The organism is Phenylobacterium sp., from assembly GCF_004299445.1.
GTDB lineage: Bacteria > Pseudomonadota > Alphaproteobacteria > Caulobacterales > Caulobacteraceae > Phenylobacterium.
In genome coordinates this window covers 1-17,906 of record NZ_SCTC01000055.1, presented here as the reverse complement: position 1 = coordinate 17,906, position 17,906 = coordinate 1, and the positions used below count along the sequence as shown (strand labels likewise).

Below are 17,906 nucleotides of genomic sequence, written 5' to 3'. Positions count from 1 at the left end.
TTCCCGTGGTTCGAGCGGGTTGGCCTGTGCTGGATGACCAGTGGGCGCAGGTGACGCGTCCGTCGCGGCTGGAGCGGCCCCCCCGAGCCTGATGCTTGAGCTTGGCGCCTTGCGGCGCCTGACGCCTGGCATCTGGATTATCGGGGATAGACACCTTCATGACACTCATCATGCGCGGCCGGCTGCGATATGCAGCCGTGAGCGCGGCGGCGATCCTGGGCGCGTGGGCGTCGGGACGCGGCGCGGCGGCCGAACCGGCCCCGCCTTACCGTGACCTCCTGGCGCAGGCGCAGTCGAGCGCGCCCCGGCTGGCCGAGGCCGAGGCCGGCGTGCGCCAGGCCCAGGGCCTGGCGCGCCAGGCGGCGGCGCGGCCGAACCCGACGGCTTCCGTCGAGATGGAGAACTTCAACGGCACGGGCCCCTATCGGGGTACGGGCGTGGCGGAGACCACCTATTCGGTAGGCCTGCCGGTGGAGCTGGGCGGCAAGCGCGGCGCGCGGATCGCCGCCGGCCGGGCCGGGGTCGACGCGGCGCGGGCGCGGCTCGCCCAGGCGCGGGCCGATTACGCCTTCGAGCTGGCGGCGGCCTACGCCGAGGCGGAAGCCGCCGAGCGGCGGGTGACGCTGGCGCAGGAGTCCCTCACCCTGGCCGAGGAGGACCTGCGCGCCGCCCGGGCGCTGGTGGAGGCCGGCAAGGAAGCCGAGCTCCGTAGCCTGCAGGCCCAGGCGGGCGTCACCTCGGCGCGCGCGGCCCTCGATGCGGCCCGCACGGCCCGGGCCAGCGCCTTCGCCCGGCTGACCGCGCTCTCCGGCTCGCCGACGCTCTTCACGGCGCTCTCCGAGAGCCTGCTGCCGCGGCCGACGCCTGAGAACCTCGAACGCACCATCGACGCGCTGTCGGTGCCGGCCGTGGTCGCCGCCCAGGCCGAGCGGGAAGCCGCCGCCCGGCGGGTGCGGGTGGAGCGCACGCGCGCCGTCCCCGACGTCACCGTCTCGGCCGGCGTGCGCCGCTTCAGCGGCGACGACGCCAGCGCCGTGGTCGCCGGGGTTTCGGTGCCGATCCCGGTGTTCGACCAGAACCGCGGCAACGTCAACGCCGCCCAGGGCGAGCTGCTGGCCGCCGAGGCGCGGCTGAACGCGGCGCGGCTGGACGCCGAGGCGGAGCTGCGCACCGCGCTCTTCCAGGTGGAGGCCGCCCAGAGCCGGGTCGCCGCCGCCGGGGAGACCGAGGCCACCGCGGCCGAGGCCTACCGTCTCACCCGTCTCGCCTACGAAGCCGGCAAGTCGCCGCTCGTAGAGCTGACCAACGCCCGCCGCGCCCTCGCCGAGGCGCGCACCCAAACCATCGAAGCCCAGCTGCAGCGCCTGCGCGCCGAGGCGGGCCTGGCGCGGCTGCAGGGCCGCGCCCCCTTCGGAGTCTCCTGATGTCCCGCAAATCCCTCACCGCCGGCGCCAACCGCAACTGGCTGCTCGCCGGCGCCGCCCTCGTCGCCGCCACCGGCATAGGCTTCACCGCCGCCAGGCTCACCAGCCCAAAACCCCCTCCCGCCACAGAAGCGCCCGCCGGCGAAGGGGAGGCAGGCGCCGCGCACGCTGCCGACACCCTCGTCATGGGTCCGGATCGGATCACCGCTTCTGGCGTCCAGGTGCAGACGGTGGCGACCGGCGGGATCGCCGGCGAGATCGTCGCGCAGGCCACGGTGGAGGCCGAACCTTCCGGGCAGGCCGCGCTGACCGCGCGGGCGGCGGGCTCGATCGCGCGGATCAACAAGCGTCTCGGCGATCCCGTCCGCGCCGGCGAGACCCTCGCCCTCGTGGAGAGCCGCGAAGCCGCTCAGATCGCCGCCGAGCGCAGCGTCGCGGCCGCAAAAGCGGACCTGGCGCGCAAGGTGGCGGCCCGGGAAAAGCGCCTCTTCGAGCAGAAGGTCAGCGCGCGCCAGGACTATGAAACCGCCCAGGCCGAACTTGTCGCCGCCGAGGCGGAAGCGCGGCGCGCAGCGACCGCTGCGGGGGCGGCCGACGTCTCGCGCGACGGACGGTATGTGGCGGTCATCAGCCCTATCAGCGGACGCATCACGGCGATGAACGCGAGCTTGGGCGCGTTCGTGCAGCCCGAGACGGAGCTCTTCCGGATCGCCGATCCGAGCCGGATCCAGGTCGAGGCGGCGGTCACGGCGATGGATGCGCGCCGCATCCAGCCCGGTGACCAGGCTGTGATCGAGACCACCAGTGGCGAGGCGCGCTCTGCCGTCGTCCGCTCGGTGACGCCCGGGGTCAACGAGCAGACGCGTTCGGCCACCGTGGTCCTGTCGCTGGCCGCTGGGGGCGGGGTGCTCCAGCCGGGGCAGCTGGTGCGGGCCCGCATTATTTCACGGCAGTCCGCCACGACCGGCATCGTCGTGCCCGAAGAAGCCGTGCAGACCGTCGAGGGTCGCGATGCGGTGTTCGTGCGCACGGCCAAGGGATTCCGGGTCCAGCCGGTGACCGTGGGCCAACGCACCGGCGGCCGGGTCGAGATCCTGCAGGGGCTCAAAGGCGGCGAAGCCGTCGCCACGAAGAACGCCTTCCTGCTGAAGGCCGAGCTCGGCAAGAGCGCCGAAGAAGAATGACCCTCCCCATCACGTCTGGAGATATGCCGAAATGATCGGCCGCATCCTATCCATGTCGGTGAAGGGGCGTTGGTACGTCCTCGTCCTGACCCTGATCATCGCCGCACTGGGCGCCTGGCAGCTCGCCAAGTTGCCGATCGACGCGGTGCCCGACATCACCAACAAGCAGGTGCAAATCAACTCGATCGCGCCGGCGTTGTCCCCGATCGAGATCGAGAAGCGCGTCACCTTCCCGATCGAGACAGCGCTCGCCGGCATCCCAGGCCTGGAGTCCACGCGTTCGATCTCGCGCAATGGCTTCTCTCAGGTCTCGGCGGTCTTTACGGAAAGCACCGACCTCTACTTCGCTCGGCAGCAGGTGGCTGAGCGGCTCACGCAGGCCCGCGACACCCTTCCCGCGGGCGTGCAGCCTCAGATCGGTCCGGTCACGACGGGCTTGGGCGAAGTCTACATGTACACGGTCGAGTTCGCCAATCCGGGCGGCAAGGGCGCGAAGGTCAAGGACGGGAGCCCAGGCTGGCAGTCCGACGGCTCCTATCTGACTCCCGAAGGAGAGCGACTGAGCGACCCCGTGGCGCAGGCCGGCTATCTCCGGACCGTCCAGGACTGGATCATCCGGCCCCAGCTGCGCACCGTCAACGGCGTCGCCGGCATCGACTCCATCGGCGGCTATGAGAAGCAATACGTCGTTGAACCCGACCCCGCGAAGCTGGCGGCGTACGGCGTCTCCTACACGGAACTCGCGAAAGCCCTCGAAGCAACCAATCTCTCAGTAGGCGCGAACTTCATCCAGCGGGCGGGCGAAGCCTATCTGGTGCGGGCCGACGCCCGCGTCCGGACCTTGGACGAGATCGCCAACGCCGTGATCGCGACCCGCCAGACGGTGCCGGTGACCGTCAAGGATGTCGCGACGGTTCGCGTCGGCGGGGACCTCCGTACGGGGGCGGCCACCAAGAACGGTCAAGAAACCGTGGTCGGCACAGCGCTCATGCTGATCGGGGAGAACAGCCGCACTGTCGCCAAGGCGGTCGGCGAGAAGCTCACGGAGGTGAAGAAGTCACTGCCGCCGGGGATCGTGGTCAATGTGGGTCTCGACCGCTCGGTGCTGGTGAACGCCACCATCGGCACGGTCGAGCGGAACCTCACCGAGGGGGCCATCCTGGTGGCGGCCACCCTGTTCCTGCTGCTCGGCAACGTCCGCGCGGCGTTTATCGCGGTGCTGATCATCCCGTTCTCGTTCCTGATGATGGCGATCGGCATGAACAGCCTGGGCGTGCCCGGCAATCTGATGAGCTTGGGGGCGCTCGACTTCGGCCTGATCGTCGATGGCACCGTCATCATCATCGAGAATTGTCTGCTTCGCCTTGCTGAGCGCCAGCACCATGAGAACCGGCTGCTGAACCTCAACGAACGGCTCGAGACGGTCCTTCGCGCCTCCCAGGAGATGATCCGCCCCACGGTCTACGGCCAGGCGATCATCTTCCTCGTCTTCGCCCCGCTGCTCACCTTCACCGGCGTCGAAGGCAAGACCTTCTCGCCCATGGCCATCACCATCATGCTGGCGCTGGCCGCCGCGTTCGTCCTGTCGCTCACCTTCGTGCCGGCCATGGTCGCGATCCTCATGCGCGGCAAGGTCGCCGAAAAGGAGGTGCGCATCATCCAATGGCTGAAGGTTCGCTACGAACCCCTCCTGGCGCGCTCCCTCGCCAGGCCGTGGCCCTTCATCGGAGCCGGCCTCGCCGTCTTCCTGGTCAGCGGGGTGGTCTTCACCACCCTGGGGCAGGAATTCATCCCGACCCTGGACGAGAAGAACATCGCCCTCGGCGCGCTGAAGATCCCTTCCACGTCGCTCGAGCAATCCAAGACGATGCAGCAGCAGGTCGAGAAGGCGATCGTCTCTCTGCCGGAGGTGGAGATGGTGTTCGCCAAGACCGGGACCGCCGAGGTCGCCACCGACCCGATGCCGCCGAACCAGTCCGATGGCTTCGTGATCCTGAAGCCGAGCGAGGAGTGGCCGAAGGGGGTCACGTCCAAGGAACAGGTGGCCGAGCGGATCCTCAAGAAGGTGGAGCCGCTGCTCGGCAACAGCTACGAGATCACCCAACCGATCCAGATGCGGTTCAACGAACTCATCGCCGGCGTGCGGGGCGATGTCGCCATCAAGCTCTATGGCGACGATCTCGACAAGATGAGCGCCGCGGCCGGCAAGATCGGCTTGGTGCTACAGGGGATCCAAGGCGCCGAGGGCGTGCGCGTCGAGCAGACCGCCGGCGCGCCGACCCTGGACGTCCGGTTCGACCGCGCCGCTATCGCCCGCTTCGGACTGACCGTCGAGGAGGTCGCCGACACCCTGGCCACCGCGCTTGGCGGCCGCGAGGCCGGCGCGGTGTTCGAAGGCGACCGGCGCTTCGACATCATCGTGCGTGTGCCGATGGCGCAGCGCAACGATTTGGACAGCCTCGGGGCCACGCCGGTCATGCTGCCGTCGTCCGACGGCGCGCCCAGCCAGTCGGTGCCGCTGCGCCAGTTGGTCGAGCTCCGCTTCACCGACGGGCTCAACCAGGTGAGCCGCGAAAACGGCAAGCGTCGCGTGGTGATCCAGGTGAACGTGCGCGACCGCGACATCGGCTCCTTCGTCACCGAAGCCCGCAGCAAGGTCGAGGCCGTGGCCCTGCCGACGGGCTCCTACCTGCAGTGGGGCGGCCAGTACGAAAACCTTCAAGCCGCCACCCAGCGCCTCAGCATCGTGGTGCCGCTCTGCTTCCTGGCGATCTTCGTCATCCTCTTCATGGCCCTGGGCGGAGTTGCCCGCGCCCTCGCGGTGTTCGCCGCCATTCCTCTGGGGCTTGCCGGCGGGGTGTTCGCGCTCGCGCTGACCGGGATCACCTTTTCGATCTCGGCGGCGGTCGGCTTCATCGTGCTGGCCGGGGTCGCGGTGCTCAACGGCCTGGTGGTGATGTCGAGCATACGACAGCGTCTCGACGAGGGCGTCCCGGTCGCCAAGGCCATCTACGACGGCTCGGTCGAGCGGTTCCGACCGGTGCTGATGACGGGGCTTGTTCCAGCCATCGGCTTCATTCCGATGGCGCTCGCCCACGGCACCGGCGCAGAGGTGCAAAAGCCGCTCGCCATGGTGGTGATCGGTGGGCTGATCACCGCCACCTTGGTGACGCTGCTCGTCCTTCCCGCCATCTCCCAGCTCATCCTCAGCCTCGGGCGCAAGCCCGCGGCGGAGGATGACCGTCCAGCAGCTCTCCAGCCACAAACGAGCTGACTGGACCCCGCCGGCGCGGCCCCGCCCCCCGGGCCGCGCCGGCGCTCACCTTTTTGAGAGGGAAGATTCGTTGCACGAGCCCCTTCAGCCGCTCCCGCCAGAACGTCCGCCAGCCAATGGCTGCGCGCCCGCAGGAAGATCGGCGCGAAACCTCCGACGCGGCGGTCTCCTGATGGTTGCGGCGGTTTTGGTCGCGCCCCAAGTCGCCTGGGGGACGTCGCTGCACGACGAGCCCCTTGTCCTCGAGCCCGCCGCGCCAGGTGTATGGCGCGGTGACGCCAAGGGCATGATCATCGAATTTCGTGGCGCTCCGGGTTCCGACGCCATTTCCATCCGCTTCGTCGGCCAAAGCGGAGACCCCGTCTCGCCCCCGCCTGCCCGTGAGGTCACCTTGACGCCGCCGCGCGGCGCTGCCGTCAGCTTCTACCCTTCAGCGACCGGTTGGATCTCGAAGCAGGCGGCGCTCCCGCTCGAGGACGGCTCCCGCCTCAGCATCATCGAAGCCGATCACCGCCACGATTTCCGGCTGAACGTCCATGCCAAGCCGCCCGCCAGCCAGCCGGATGGGAGAACGCCATGAAAGATCTGTCTCGCCGCAGCGCGGTAGGGGCGCTTGCGATCGCCGGGCTCGCGCCCGCGCGGGCGATCGCCGAGAGCCCGTTCACCGTCTTCCGCACCGACGGCTGTCAATGCTGTCAGGCGTGGGTCGCGCACATGGAGGCGGCAGGCTACCGACCCCGGACGGTCATCGTCGAAGACCTCGCGGCCATCCGGCTCCGCTACAAGGTCCCGGCCGACCTCGCCGCCTGCCACACAGCGGTCGTCCACGGCTACGTCGTGGAAGGCCACGTGCCCGCTGAGGACGTCACAACTCTGCTGCGACAACGGCTCGAAGCCATCGGCATCGCCGTTCCCGGTATGCCGGCCGGCTCACCGGGCATGGAGCAAGCCGACGGTAGCCGAGACGCCTTCATGACCCTGTTGCTGCTGGAAGGCGGCCGCAGGCGGATCTTCGCGCGTCATTGACCGCCTTTTTCTTCAGGAGAACTCAACATGCAAACGCCTGGCCAAGCCGTCCTGCTCCGCATCTATACCGACGAGAACGCGCTGGTGGGCGACCGCTCGCTTATCGACGTCATCATCCGAAGAGCCCGTGACGCGCATCTCGCCGGCGCCACCGTGCTGCGGGGCCGCAAGGGCTTTGGCGAGTCGGCCCGGCTGCACGAGCACCGGCCGTTCGATCTCAACGACAACCTGCCGGTCGTGATTGAGTTCGTCGATGAGGAGGCCCGGCTGCGCGCCTTCCTGCCCCAGCTGGATGACCTCAAGGACATCGGCTTGATCACTTTCGAAAAGGTCGAGGTGCTCCGCTATGGCGGGCATCACGCCGAGCCCCACGCATAGCCCGACAGGAGCATAGACATGGCGCAGGAGGAGCTCCGGCTGCAACTCGAGTCGGTTCTGGGAGGCGGGGCGGATCTTTGCGAACGCTGCGTCGGCGTCCTGGCGTCCGTCGCCCGGGGTCATCCAGCGGTGACGGAGGCGCGTGTCGAGGCCCAGGAGGGGCTCGGAGACCAACTGTTGATCCGCTTCGACGGTGAACGGGCGGCGGCTGGGCAACTTCGCGCCTTCATCGAGGACTCTGGCGCGGTCATCGCGGAACGGTTCGGCCACTTCGCGTTCCGGATCGGGGGCGCGATCCATCCTCGCACGGCCCGGCGTATTCGCGACCATCTCCGCGTGCAGGCCGGCGTGATCCGGGCGGATGTACGGCCGGTCGGCCGCGCATTCGTCGAGTTCGACCGTGAGAAGACCAGCGAGCGGGCGCTGCAGGATTCCGTCCGCACCCTCGGGGTGGAACTTGGGTCGTTTGATGCAGAGGCGCTTTCCATGAATGCCGACACTGGACCGCTGGACGAATCCCCCCGACAGCCGCACCGCAACGACACGGGCGCCGAAGACCACGATCGGCACGACGAAGCGCATGGGCATGCTCATGGCCAAGGTGGGGACAAGCCTGAACACGCGCATGGCCACGGGGGCATCTTCGGCGAGCGCACCGAGCTGATCTTCGCCCTGCTCGCCGGCGTCCTCTTGGCGGCGGGGTGGCTCATCGAGCGACGCGCCGCCGGTCTCGCGCCGCTCGGGTTATTCATGGCGGCCTACGTTTTCGGCGGCTTCTTCACGACAAGGGAGGCGCTTGAGAACCTGCGCCAGAAGCGGTTCGAGATCGATACCCTCATGCTGGTGGCGGCGGCCGGCGCAGCCAGCCTCGGCGCATGGGCCGAGGGCGCCTTGCTGCTCTTCCTGTTCAGCCTAGGGCATGCGCTCGAGCACTATGCCATGGGGCGCGCCCGGCGCGCGATCGAGGCCCTGGCCAAGCTCGCGCCAGAGCGGGCGACGGTGCGGCGCGGGACTGAGACCGAAGAGATCCCCGTCGAAGCGCTCCAGGTCGAGGATGTGGTCATCGTTCGCCCGAATGAACGCCTGCCGGCGGACGGCGTCGTGATCGCCGGCCAAAGCAGCGTCAACCAGGCGCCGATCACGGGCGAGAGCGTGCCCGTCGACAAGGCGGCGTCTGCGGACGTCAGGCTTGACTTCAATAGGGCCGGCCCGGAGCACCGGGTCTTCGCCGGCACCATCAACGGAGCCGGCGTGCTCGAGGTCCGCGTCGCCCGGCGTGCGACCGAGACCACCCTGGCCCGCGTGGTCAAGATGGTGGCTGAGGCCGAGACGCAGCGCTCGCCGACCCAGAGGTTCACCGACCGCTTCCAGCGCATCTTTGTCCCCGCGGTGCTCGGCCTCGTCGGCCTGCTGATGTTCGCCTGGTTGGTGCGCGACGAGCCGTTCAGCGTCAGCTTCTACCGGGCCATGGCGGTGCTGGTCGCAGCCAGCCCCTGTGCACTGGCGATCTCGGTGCCCAGCGCGGTGCTCAGCGGCGTCGCGCGCGCCGCACGCGGCGGCGTGCTCGTGAAGGGCGGCGGACCGCTCGAGAACCTCGGATCGCTGACCGCGCTGGCCTTCGACAAGACAGGCACGTTGACGGAGGGAAAGCCGCGCCTCACCGATGTCGATCCAGCCGATGGCGTGAGCGAGCAGGAATTGCTCGCCGTGGCGGTGGCTGTGGAGGCGCTCAGCGATCATCCGCTTGCCGCGGCCATCGCCCGCGACGGCGCCCAACGGCTCGGTGATCGGCCGAGGGGCGAGGCGACCGATGTGCAGAGCCTGACGGGCCAGGGCGTCCGCGCGCTTGTCGATGGCTCACCGGTTGTGATCGGCAAGCCGGCCATGTTCGACGAGGGCGAAGGCCCGCGACCCTCGGAAGCCGTCTGGAGCGACGCGCGACGGCTCGAGCGCAATGGCCGCACCGTGGTGATGGTCCGCAAGGGGGATCGCTATCTCGGCAGCCTGGGGCTGATGGACACGCCCCGCCCACCGGCGCGCCAGGTCATCGAGCGCCTCCGGGCGCTTGGGATCGAACGGATCCTCATGCTGTCGGGAGACAACCAGTCCGTCGCTGACGCGATCGCCCAGAGCCTCGGGCTCGACGAGGCCAGGGGCGGTCTGATGCCTGAGGACAAGGTCAAGGTGGTCCAGCAGCTCAAAGCCCAGGAGGGCCGCGTGGCTATGGTGGGCGACGGCGTCAACGACGCGCCGGCTCTGGCCAACGCCACCGTGGGCATCGCCATGGGCGCAGCCGGATCCGACGTGGCGCTGGAGACGGCAGATGTGGCGCTGATGGCGGACGACCTCAATCACCTGCCCTTCGCCGTCGGCCTCAGTCGCCGAACCAGCCGGGTCATCAAGCAGAACCTCTGGGTGAGTCTGGGCGTCGTGGCCTTCCTGATCCCAGCGACGCTGTTCGGTCTGAAGATCGGCGTCGCGGTGCTCTTCCACGAGGGCTCCACCGTCCTCGTGGTGGCCAACGCCCTGCGCCTGCTCGCCTACAAGGATCGTGACGCGTGACGTCTCCTGGAACCCTCATCGGACGGGCCGCGCACCTCGTGGCGACACGGGCGCTTTCACGCGTGGCGGTGATCGCTGCGATAGTCCTGGGGCTTGCCGGTGGCTCGGCCCTGGGCGGCCGCGCTGGGGCGGTGACTGCCCCCGTCGCGATTTCACAACCCTCGGCGGCGCCGGCGGGTGACACGCCGGCTGGCGTCGACCTCGACGAGGACGGTCGCTACGACCTGGCTTGGCCGCTGACGCTTGGTCAACGCGGCGAGGACGCCTACGGCTCTGGCGCCTTCGGCGCATCCCGGGACGGAGGGCGCCGGCGGCACAACGGGCTCGATCTGGTGGCGCCGGTCGGCGCCCCGATCCGCGCGCCGATTTCCGGCATCGTCACCCGCGTGGGGCAGGCCTACTCCGGCGAGCCGGAGCTGCAGTTCGTCGAGATCACGAGCCCCACGACGCGGTATTCGGCGCGGGTCTTCTACGTCGGACCGTCACGCGCGCCGGGTGCGCAAGTCACCGCTGGGGAGATCATCGGGCGGGCCCAGGACCTCGGCCGTCGATACGCCTCCGGCATGACGAACCATGTCCATGTGGAGTTCGCCGACCATCGCGGCGCCGTCCTGGACCCTTCGGCCGTGCTGCCGGCCTTCCCGCGCAGATCTAAGGCATGACGAATGGAGAACCATTGTGCGTCTAGTTTCAATGCTCGCCTTAGCGCTCGTCGCCTCCGCAGGGACCGCGAGCGCTGCGCCGCCCGAGCGAGTGGAGGTCGACACCGAAGTGATCCCGCTCACCGGCTTTCGGCTGGAGCCCCCTGGCGTCACGCGTGACGGCGATTCTCTGCGGTTCCGGGGCTTCCTGTGTCGAAAGTCCGTTGCGATGTCGCCCTACCGGGTGCGCCTGGAACGCCTCTCCGCTGATGGCCGGGTGCTGGACGTCGCGACAGGGCGGGTCTCGGCGATCTCAGGCCGCGGTCAGCGCTGCACGGTCTATACGGTCACGGCCCCTTGGCGCCTGGAACCTGGAGACCGGGTGCGGGCCTGCGCCCAACGGGGAGACGGGCCGTGCCCCGCCGGTGGCTGAGGAGCAGAGCTTGGGGCCGGCGTGGCCCTAGAAGGCTCGAGCGGGCAGGCGCGCGCGGCCGGCTTCTCACGCGGCTTGTCCTCATCGGGATGGCGCTGCTCCTCGCAGCCTACATCGCACCGCTCTTCCTGTGAGACCTCGACATCAATCGCGCGGCGCACCCTGCGCCCTGAACTGGAAAGGAGTTGGGGGCATGTTCGCGACCCAAGCCGTCACCATCAGGCGTCCTCGCGCAAAGCATGGGGCCGCCGCACGGTGGCGCATGATTGTCGCCTGCGCTTTGGCGGTGCTGAGCGCCACAGCGGCGAGAGGCGAAACGCTCGCCGAGGCGATCGCCCGCGCCTACGAGAGCAACCCGACGCTGGCGGCCCAGCGCGCACAGGTGAAGCTCGCCGACGAGACCTATGTTCAGGCCCGCGCGGGCCTGCGCCCGCAGGTCAACGCTTCGTCCACGGCTTCCTATAGTCGCACGTCCGTCAATGCGGGGCGCGGGACGTTCGTCGACACCAATGGGGATGGCATCCCTGACACTGCAGTTACGGGGTCCGGCGTGACCGAACGGAACCTCGGCAATGCCTCCCTTTCCGTCAGTCAGCCGATCTACACCGGTGGACGCACGACGGCGTCCATCACCGCGGCCGAGGCCGAAATCCTTGCCGCGCGTGAAGCGCTTCGGGAGACGGAGGGCAATCTCGTGCTCGGCGTCGTCCAGGCCTATGTGGACGTCAGGCGCGATCAGCGGATCGTGGAGATCCGCAAGCAAGACGTTCAGACCCTCGCACGTCGTCTCGAGGAAACCCAGGCGCGCTTTGATGTCGGCGAACTCACCGGCACGGATGTCGCGCAGGCCAAGGCGAGACTCGGGACGTCGAGAGCCCAACTCGCCGCCGCCGAGGGACAGCTGGAAGTCAGCGCCGCCGCCTATGCCGCGGTCGTGGGCGATGCGCCTGGGGAACTTGCGCCGCGGCCGGACCTCGACCCACTGCTCCCCGCGACCATAGCTCAGGCTTACGAAACGGCGGACCAGGAGAGTCCGCGGATCGGGAGCGCCGAACTCACCGAGCGGGGGAGCCGCGCCCGGATCGCGTTCGCCAAGGCGCAACGCCGGCCGACCGTGAGCCTTAGGACGGGCTATGGCTACTCCGGCCAGATCGATCCCTTCGTTGCAGATCGTCTCGCTCGCAACCTGTCGGCGTCCGTCGTGACGACCCTTCCGCTCTATTCCGGCGGGATGCTTTCGTCGCAGGTGGAACAGGCCGTGCAGCGCAACAACATCGATCGGCTTCGTTTGGAGACCACGGAGCGGCAGGTCCGCCAGTCGGTGGCGCAGGCCTGGAGTCAGCTGCGGACCGCACGAGCGTCGATCGCCGCCAATGAGGAGGTGATCAAGGCCGCCCGGTTCGCTCTGGAAGGCGTGCGGCTGGAGTTCGAACTGGGTCTGCGCACCACCCTGGACGTCCTCAATGCGGAGCAGGAGTTGCGAAGCGCTGAGCTCGCCCTGGTCACCTCGCGCCGGGACGCCTACGTCGCCAGCGCCGCGCTCCTGAACGCGCAAGGACAACTGGAGGCGCGTGCGCTGGCGCCGCAACTGGCCCTCTACGATCCTGCCCTCTCGTTCCGGCGCCGCGCGGCGCCGGGCGTTTGGGCGCCGATCGATCATCTTACCCAGGGCCTGGATCGCATCGGGGCCCCGGACGGCGCGACCCCCGTGGACCTGCCGGATCCGGCCAGACGTCAGACCGAAGGGATGGCCACGGGGCGCCGACGTGAATGAGCCGATGGGTCCCGACCGCCCTCCCGGCCGGCGCAGGGCCAGTGTCGCCTTGCAGGTCGGCTCTCGGCTGCGCGAGCGCCGTCAGCAGGCGGACCTGAGCCGCCCAGAGCTGGCGGAAGCGCTCGGCGTAAGCGTGCGACAGCTGTGGGCCTATGAGGACGGGACCGCGCGTGCGAGCGCCGCGATGCTCGTCCGGGCGGCGAAGGTGCTTGGATCGACCGTCCTCGCCTTCTTCCCGAACGTGCGGCGGCCGGGGTCGGCGCCACGCAAGGACAGCCCCCGATCGGCCTGAGGCCGTCCTTTCGGGAACCGACGCCGCATGCGGCATGCGAATGGAAGGACGCCGTGCATCTCACCGGCCTTGCCGCATCGAACGGGCGGCTTGCGTGGGGCAGCGCCTATGGCGCCGGGCTGGACTTCGCAGAAGGCTCAGGCCGCCGCGCCGGTCTCGCCATGGAGAGGGGCTTCAGGACGGCGATCTCGGCCACGCCGGCGCGGCGCTCGATGTGAAACTCAACGAGCGCCCCGGCCGCGACGCCTTCGAGAAGGTGAGGCGACGCCACGGGGAGCGTCAGGCGCATCGCCGGCCAGTCCGAGCCGGGAGACGGGTCGTGATCGATGGTGATCGTCCGCGCCACCCGATCGATGGCGGTCACGTGACCGACGCCTTTGGCCCGCGCGGGGATCGCCGACAGGGTCGCGCCATCCAGCGCCCCGTCGTGCTCAGGAGGCGCAAGCTGCCGGCGGTGGGCCGCCATGCCTTCAGGGGTGCGTCGGACGACCTGCTTTTCGCACGCGGAAAGGCAGAACCCTGCGAGGAGAATGAACAACGGCACGATCGTCCGCACGGCTGCTCCTCAGCTCCTTACCGCCCGTGAAGGAGCGACGACGGGCTCCTCCGATCCATAGGTGCGCACGACTATCGCGATGTTGCGCCGCCCGCCTGCGGCCATGAGCTGCCCAACCTGGAGCGCCTCAAGTCCGAGGGGTTTGGGTGCGGTTGTCAAGGTCGCGGGGATCGATCGTCTTCACCTCCGCGCCGGAAGGCTGGGCGGGGACCCGCGCCGACTCCGAGCCGGACATCGGGGGCGGGCGGTCAAGCGGGGCGTACTTGCCGCAGCCCGAAAGGCACATGGTCAAGAGCAATCCAACGCGCAGGGCTGCGAAGCGCATGCTGTCTCCTTGCTAGGCCCGAAATCGGTAGCGGTGATTCGCCAAGCTCCCGGCGGCCCCTAAACGCCACTTAAGGAAACTGTGCCAGATTGAGTCAGCCTCGACATTTCAAACGGCCGCGCGCGGAACAGGCGAACGTTTCCAGCCGAGCCGTTCCAGCCTATAGAAGAGGCATGACGCCGACGGCGACATCCCGCCGGCCCAGCCGGTCCGCTCCGAAGAGACGCCACGCTCGGCGACGTCGGTTCACGACCGCCTTCACCGTGGTGATGGCCTGGCTGATGATCCTAGGTGGAGCGGTCGCTCCGTCGGTCGCCCATGGGGCCCCGGAACCCACGCGGAGCGCCGTCGTCGCCGTGACGGACGGCGGGGTGAAGGATAGGGGCGAGGCCTCTGGACGAGCCGGCGTTGTCCTCGGCTGCGCGGGCCACTGCGCGATGCACGCATGGAGCCTCCCCGCGGAGCCCAGCGCCACACTACCCGCAAGCTTTGCGGCGGCGAGATGGCCCGGCTCCGAGATCGCGGGTGCGGTCGTGCGCCGGCCATTGGCCTTGGAACGGCCCCCTCGAGTCTGACGTGAGCGCCCCCGGCCTGTCCCGGCCGGTCGATCTTCGTCAGACAACCCTGGGGATTTTTCATGCGTTCCATTCTGCGTGCCACGACATTCCAGCGACGCTTGGCGCTCGCCAGCCTTGCTGCGGCGGCTTTTGCCATCAGCGCCTGCACCACCATCACCAGCCATTCCGGCTACCAAGCCATCGATACCAATCCGAGCGACCTTGCTGTCGGAACCGACACCAAGTCGACCGTGCGCGCGAAGCTCGGTTCGCCGTCGGTGACCTCCACCTTCGACCCGAACATCTGGTTCTACGTCTCGCAGATCAAGGCGCGGGCCGCCTTTCGCCGGCCGCAGATCATCAAGCGCGACATCGTCGCCTTGGGCTTTGACAAGGACACCGAGGTGCTGAAGACCCTCGATACCCTGTCGCTGAAGGATGGGAAGGTGATCGCGTTCAACGGCCGGGAGACGCCGACGCGCGGCCGGGAGATGACCGTCCTCGAACAGCTGTTGGGCAGCGTCGGTCGCGGGTCGATGCTCCCCCGTGATGATGCGGGTGTGCCGGGGAACCGCCCGGGCGACCGGCGCCGCTGAGCAGACTGGAGGGCGCCGCCAAGCCCGTCCGCGGCGCCCTTATCTTTGACGGGCGGGCGGCCGCGGCGGATGCGCCAGAAGGAAAGGATAGACGTGCGAGAGGGTCCACATCGGGAGGGTCCACGCGCCGGCTGGGACAGCCGGCCGCACGCGACCTGGCGCACGCTCGCGGTCCTGGTGGTTGGCTTTGCCGTGCTGGCGGTCAGTCTCTACGCAGCCTTTGAATATAGGGAGGCCCGCGCCCACCGTCCGTGGCGGGGAGAGTTCGTCGTCGTGTCGCCACACCGGTGACCCGCTCAAATCGCCCGGTTCGGCGCGTGCCGACACGCAGCGCGCTTATACGCGGGCCCTTTGGGCTCCGTAGGGCCGCGAGTGGATCGGCGAGGCCTTGGAACTGTCGAGCTGCAGGCGAGACGCACGGGCGCGCGCCGGATGCATCGTCCGGGACGCCGGCGTGGCGTATGAAAAGGCTCGGCGGCCGTAGACCGACGCATCGGGCGGTTCGTCCAGAATATCCTGCGGAGCCGAAAATGCGTGGCTTCGGGGTTCTTGGAGAGCTCAGATGGCGATGAGCGATAATCTTCCCCAGGTGCTGCTCGTGGAAGATGAGTTCCTGGTGCGAGACCTTCTGCAGGGCGCACTCGAAGACGCCGGCTTCGAGTGCATCTCGGCGAACAGTGGCGATGCTGCGATCGACCTCCTGCAGCGCCCGACCGGCGAACTCGTGGGCGTGGTGACCGACATCAACCTCGGAAGTGAAACGACTGGCTGGGACGTCGGCCGCGCCGCGCGACATACGGATCTGCACATCGCCGTGGTCTATATGAGCGGGGGCAGCGCCCATGAGTGGGCAGCGGAAGGGGTCCCAGGCAGCGCGATCTTGGCAAAGCCGTTTTCTCCGGCTCAGTTGGTCGTGGCGCTTGCCGCTCAACTCAACAACGTGGGACCGAGTTTCGGCGAGGCATAAGCGCTGGCGGCATCGCGTTCGCATCGGCGCCGATTGGCCGAAGAACGCCCCAAAGCCGCAAGGGCGGGCATGCCCGACCCCCGCAGATCCGCCGTACTGGCGGCGTTCCAAGGGAAATATGGTTAACGGTTCGGTCACTCCGCACTGCCATAAGCGTGTCCTACCCGGAACGGCATGGACCGGGCGCCGGCGTCGGGGACGCATCGATCCCCGCCGCGGCGCAGGAGGGCCCCTTGCACGAGGTCGCGCGGAAATCTGGCAGGCGCGGGCGTCTCGCGGCCTTCGTGAGCCTGATCGTCGCCGCGCTCATGACGACCCCCGCGAGCGCGGCCACGTCCCGCATCAAGGATATCGTCCAGGTCGAAGGGGTGCGGGAGAACTCGCTGATCGGCTACGGGCTGGTCGTGGGGCTGGCCGGCACGGGCGACGCGCTGCGGAATGCCCCCTTCACGCAGCAAAGCCTGGAGGCGATGCTGGAGCGGCTCGGCGTCAACACGCGTGATGCTCGCCTCAACACCAAGAATGTCGCCGCTGTCATGGTGACGGCGAAGCTGCCGCCTTTCGCAGCCGCCGGTTCGCAGGTGGATGCGACGGTCTCCGCCATGGGATCGGCGAAGAGCCTCATGGGGGGGACGCTTTTGGTCACGCCCCTCCTGGGGGCGGACGGTCAGACCTACGCCGTCGCGCAGGGGTCGGTGCAGACGGGCGCCGTCGCCGCGAGCGGCGCATCCGGCTCTTCTGTGACCAAGGGCGTACCCACCTCCGGCCGGATCGCCAGCGGCGCCATTGTCGAGCGCGAAACCGGCTTTCAGTTCAACGCCATGCGGCAGCTACGCCTCAACCTGCGAAACCCGGACTTCACCACGGCGGTGCGCGTGGCCGACGCCATCAATCGCCGCTTCCCTGACGCAGCGCGGGCCCAGAGCCCGACGATCATCCAACTCGCGGTGCCGGCGATGGCGACCGCATCGGGGTTCATCACCGCCGTGGAGGCCCTGCCGGTCGAGACCGACACGCCCGCCCGGGTCGTTATCGACGAAGTCGCGGGCGTCATCGTCATGGGCGCCGATGTTCGGATTTCAACGGTGGCGATCAGCCAGGGCAACCTCACGATCTCGGTGCGGGAGACGCCGGCCGTCAGCCAGCCTTCGCCCTTCGGCCAGGGCGAAACCGTGGTGACCCCGCAGTCCAGCGTTCAAATCGATGAAGAAAAGGGAAGGGGGCTCGTGCGCCTGCCGACCGGCGCCTCGCTGGGCAGCCTGGTGAGCGGGCTGAACGCGCTCGGCGTCACGCCGCGGGACATGATCTCGATTCTTCAGGCCATCAAGGCGGCCGGCGCGCTGCAGGCGGAGATCGAGGTCCTGTAGGCTTTCGGACGCGCCTGGTGTCCGCAGGCGCTGCTGAAGCGGCCGGAACTTCAGGCGACCGCGGAGATCCGATAGGTGGGCCGCTGTGGCTGTTCGCCCCTTGCGTTTGCGGCGGACCCAAGCTCTAAGGGCGCCGTGATCGCCAAGGTCCTCCCATTGCCTGTCCAGCAAGGCGCGGTGCGTAGCCGCGGCTACGTCTGGCTGCACATCGCCCTGACGCTCGTCCTGCTCTTCGCGGCCATGCACCCTCATGCCGGGGGAGCCGCCGCCCCGCTTGGCGCCGCCGACGCCAGTGTCGAGGCCTCCTTCACGCAACTGGTGGATTGGGGTCCCGATGAGGCCCCGCAGGCGCCCGATGGCGGTTCGGCCTGCGCGGGAAGCTGCAAGGTGGAATTGGCAGTCCCGGCCCATTTCGTGGCGCCGGCCTATATTCCCGTGGTTCGAGCGGGTTGGCCTGTGCTGGATGACCAGTGGGCGCAGGTGACGCGTCCGTCGCGGCTGGAGCGGCCCCCCCGAGCCTGATGCTTGAGCTTGGCGCCTTGCGGCGCCT

At 69.0% G+C, this 17,906-nt stretch carries 15 protein-coding genes; 14 read left to right on the top strand and 1 reads right to left on the bottom strand.

The window, feature by feature from the left end; translation table 11 throughout:
* Positions 1 to 158: 158 nt before the first annotated feature.
* The 10 genes from EPN98_RS15710 to EPN98_RS24535 all read left to right on the top strand — a co-directional run bounded on the left by EPN98_RS15710 (position 159) and on the right by EPN98_RS24535 (position 12,988).
* On the top strand, positions 159 to 1,424 hold the full coding sequence (locus tag EPN98_RS15710; RefSeq protein ID WP_293363851.1) for a TolC family protein: 1,266 nt from the start codon (positions 159 to 161) through the stop codon (positions 1,422 to 1,424).
* Positions 1,424 to 2,608: an efflux RND transporter periplasmic adaptor subunit gene (locus tag EPN98_RS15705; RefSeq protein WP_293363850.1), complete on the top strand. Its 1,185-nt coding sequence runs from the start codon at positions 1,424 to 1,426 to the stop codon at positions 2,606 to 2,608. The genes EPN98_RS15710 and EPN98_RS15705 overlap by 1 nt, the downstream gene beginning before the upstream one ends.
* A gap of 31 nt (positions 2,609 to 2,639) precedes the next feature.
* Entirely contained in the window at positions 2,640 to 5,882 is a 3,243-nt protein-coding gene (locus EPN98_RS15700) for a CusA/CzcA family heavy metal efflux RND transporter (RefSeq protein ID WP_293363849.1), read from the top strand.
* Positions 5,883 to 6,054: 172 nt separating this feature from the next.
* Positions 6,055 to 6,462 (top strand): hypothetical protein, encoded by a 408-nt coding sequence (locus tag EPN98_RS15695; protein ID WP_293363848.1) that lies wholly within the window; start codon positions 6,055 to 6,057, stop codon positions 6,460 to 6,462.
* Positions 6,459 to 6,908 (top strand): DUF411 domain-containing protein, encoded by a 450-nt coding sequence (locus EPN98_RS15690; RefSeq protein WP_293363847.1) that lies wholly within the window; start codon positions 6,459 to 6,461, stop codon positions 6,906 to 6,908. Before EPN98_RS15695 ends, EPN98_RS15690 begins: the two co-directional genes overlap by 4 nt.
* A 27-nt stretch (positions 6,909 to 6,935) precedes the next feature.
* A complete protein-coding gene (locus tag EPN98_RS15685; protein WP_293363846.1) occupies positions 6,936 to 7,286 on the top strand; it encodes a DUF190 domain-containing protein in 351 nt (116 codons plus the stop codon).
* 18 nt (positions 7,287 to 7,304) lie between these two features.
* Complete coding sequence (locus tag EPN98_RS15680) at positions 7,305 to 9,848, top strand: heavy metal translocating P-type ATPase (RefSeq protein ID WP_293363845.1); 2,544 nt, start codon at positions 7,305 to 7,307, stop codon at positions 9,846 to 9,848.
* A gap of 62 nt (positions 9,849 to 9,910) precedes the next feature.
* Complete coding sequence (locus EPN98_RS15675; RefSeq protein WP_293363844.1) at positions 9,911 to 10,510, top strand: peptidoglycan DD-metalloendopeptidase family protein; 600 nt, start codon at positions 9,911 to 9,913, stop codon at positions 10,508 to 10,510.
* 605 nt (positions 10,511 to 11,115) lie between these two features.
* Positions 11,116 to 12,696: a TolC family outer membrane protein gene (locus EPN98_RS15670; RefSeq protein ID WP_293363843.1), complete on the top strand. Its 1,581-nt coding sequence runs from the start codon at positions 11,116 to 11,118 to the stop codon at positions 12,694 to 12,696.
* Between the two features lie 4 nt (positions 12,697 to 12,700).
* Positions 12,701 to 12,988: a helix-turn-helix transcriptional regulator gene (locus tag EPN98_RS24535; protein WP_366558483.1), complete on the top strand. Its 288-nt coding sequence runs from the start codon at positions 12,701 to 12,703 to the stop codon at positions 12,986 to 12,988.
* 106 nt (positions 12,989 to 13,094) lie between these two features.
* Here the strand turns inward: EPN98_RS24535 and EPN98_RS15665 are convergent, their stop codons facing one another.
* Complete coding sequence (locus tag EPN98_RS15665) at positions 13,095 to 13,544, bottom strand: copper-binding protein (protein WP_293363842.1); 450 nt, start codon at positions 13,542 to 13,544, stop codon at positions 13,095 to 13,097.
* A 962-nt stretch (positions 13,545 to 14,506) separates the two neighbouring features.
* Between EPN98_RS15665 and bamE the strand changes: the two genes are divergently transcribed.
* The 4 genes from bamE to EPN98_RS15645 all read left to right on the top strand — a co-directional run bounded on the left by bamE (position 14,507) and on the right by EPN98_RS15645 (position 17,878).
* Positions 14,507 to 15,022, top strand: coding sequence for an outer membrane protein assembly factor BamE (bamE, locus tag EPN98_RS15660; protein ID WP_293363841.1), 516 nt, complete (start codon positions 14,507 to 14,509; stop codon positions 15,020 to 15,022).
* Positions 15,023 to 15,584: 562 nt separating this feature from the next.
* Positions 15,585 to 15,989, top strand: a complete 405-nt coding sequence (locus tag EPN98_RS15655; RefSeq protein WP_293363840.1) for a response regulator — start codon at positions 15,585 to 15,587, stop codon at positions 15,987 to 15,989.
* 308 nt (positions 15,990 to 16,297) lie between these two features.
* The gene (locus EPN98_RS15650; RefSeq protein ID WP_293363852.1) at positions 16,298 to 17,356 is read left to right on the top strand and encodes a flagellar basal body P-ring protein FlgI; all 1,059 of its coding nucleotides are present in this window, start codon (positions 16,298 to 16,300) and stop codon (positions 17,354 to 17,356) included.
* A 135-nt stretch (positions 17,357 to 17,491) separates the two neighbouring features.
* Positions 17,492 to 17,878, top strand: a complete 387-nt coding sequence (locus EPN98_RS15645) for a hypothetical protein (protein WP_293363839.1) — start codon at positions 17,492 to 17,494, stop codon at positions 17,876 to 17,878.
* Positions 17,879 to 17,906: the final 28 nt, after the last annotated feature.

Coding starts and splice junctions, on each gene's coding strand:
- EPN98_RS15650 (WP_293363852.1), top strand. CDS start 16,298: ATGACGACCCCCGCGAGCGCGGCCACGTCCCGCATCAAGGATATCGTC.
- EPN98_RS24535 (WP_366558483.1), top strand. CDS start 12,701: ATGGGTCCCGACCGCCCTCCCGGCCGGCGCAGGGCCAGTGTCGCCTTG.
- EPN98_RS15695 (WP_293363848.1), top strand. CDS start 6,055: ATGGTTGCGGCGGTTTTGGTCGCGCCCCAAGTCGCCTGGGGGACGTCG.
- EPN98_RS15685 (WP_293363846.1), top strand. CDS start 6,936: ATGCAAACGCCTGGCCAAGCCGTCCTGCTCCGCATCTATACCGACGAG.
- EPN98_RS15680 (WP_293363845.1), top strand. CDS start 7,305: ATGGCGCAGGAGGAGCTCCGGCTGCAACTCGAGTCGGTTCTGGGAGGC.
- EPN98_RS15655 (WP_293363840.1), top strand. CDS start 15,585: ATGGCGATGAGCGATAATCTTCCCCAGGTGCTGCTCGTGGAAGATGAG.
- EPN98_RS15700 (WP_293363849.1), top strand. CDS start 2,640: ATGATCGGCCGCATCCTATCCATGTCGGTGAAGGGGCGTTGGTACGTC.
- EPN98_RS15705 (WP_293363850.1), top strand. CDS start 1,424: ATGTCCCGCAAATCCCTCACCGCCGGCGCCAACCGCAACTGGCTGCTC.
- EPN98_RS15670 (WP_293363843.1), top strand. CDS start 11,116: ATGTTCGCGACCCAAGCCGTCACCATCAGGCGTCCTCGCGCAAAGCAT.
- bamE (WP_293363841.1), top strand. CDS start 14,507: ATGCGTTCCATTCTGCGTGCCACGACATTCCAGCGACGCTTGGCGCTC.
- EPN98_RS15690 (WP_293363847.1), top strand. CDS start 6,459: ATGAAAGATCTGTCTCGCCGCAGCGCGGTAGGGGCGCTTGCGATCGCC.
- EPN98_RS15710 (WP_293363851.1), top strand. CDS start 159: ATGACACTCATCATGCGCGGCCGGCTGCGATATGCAGCCGTGAGCGCG.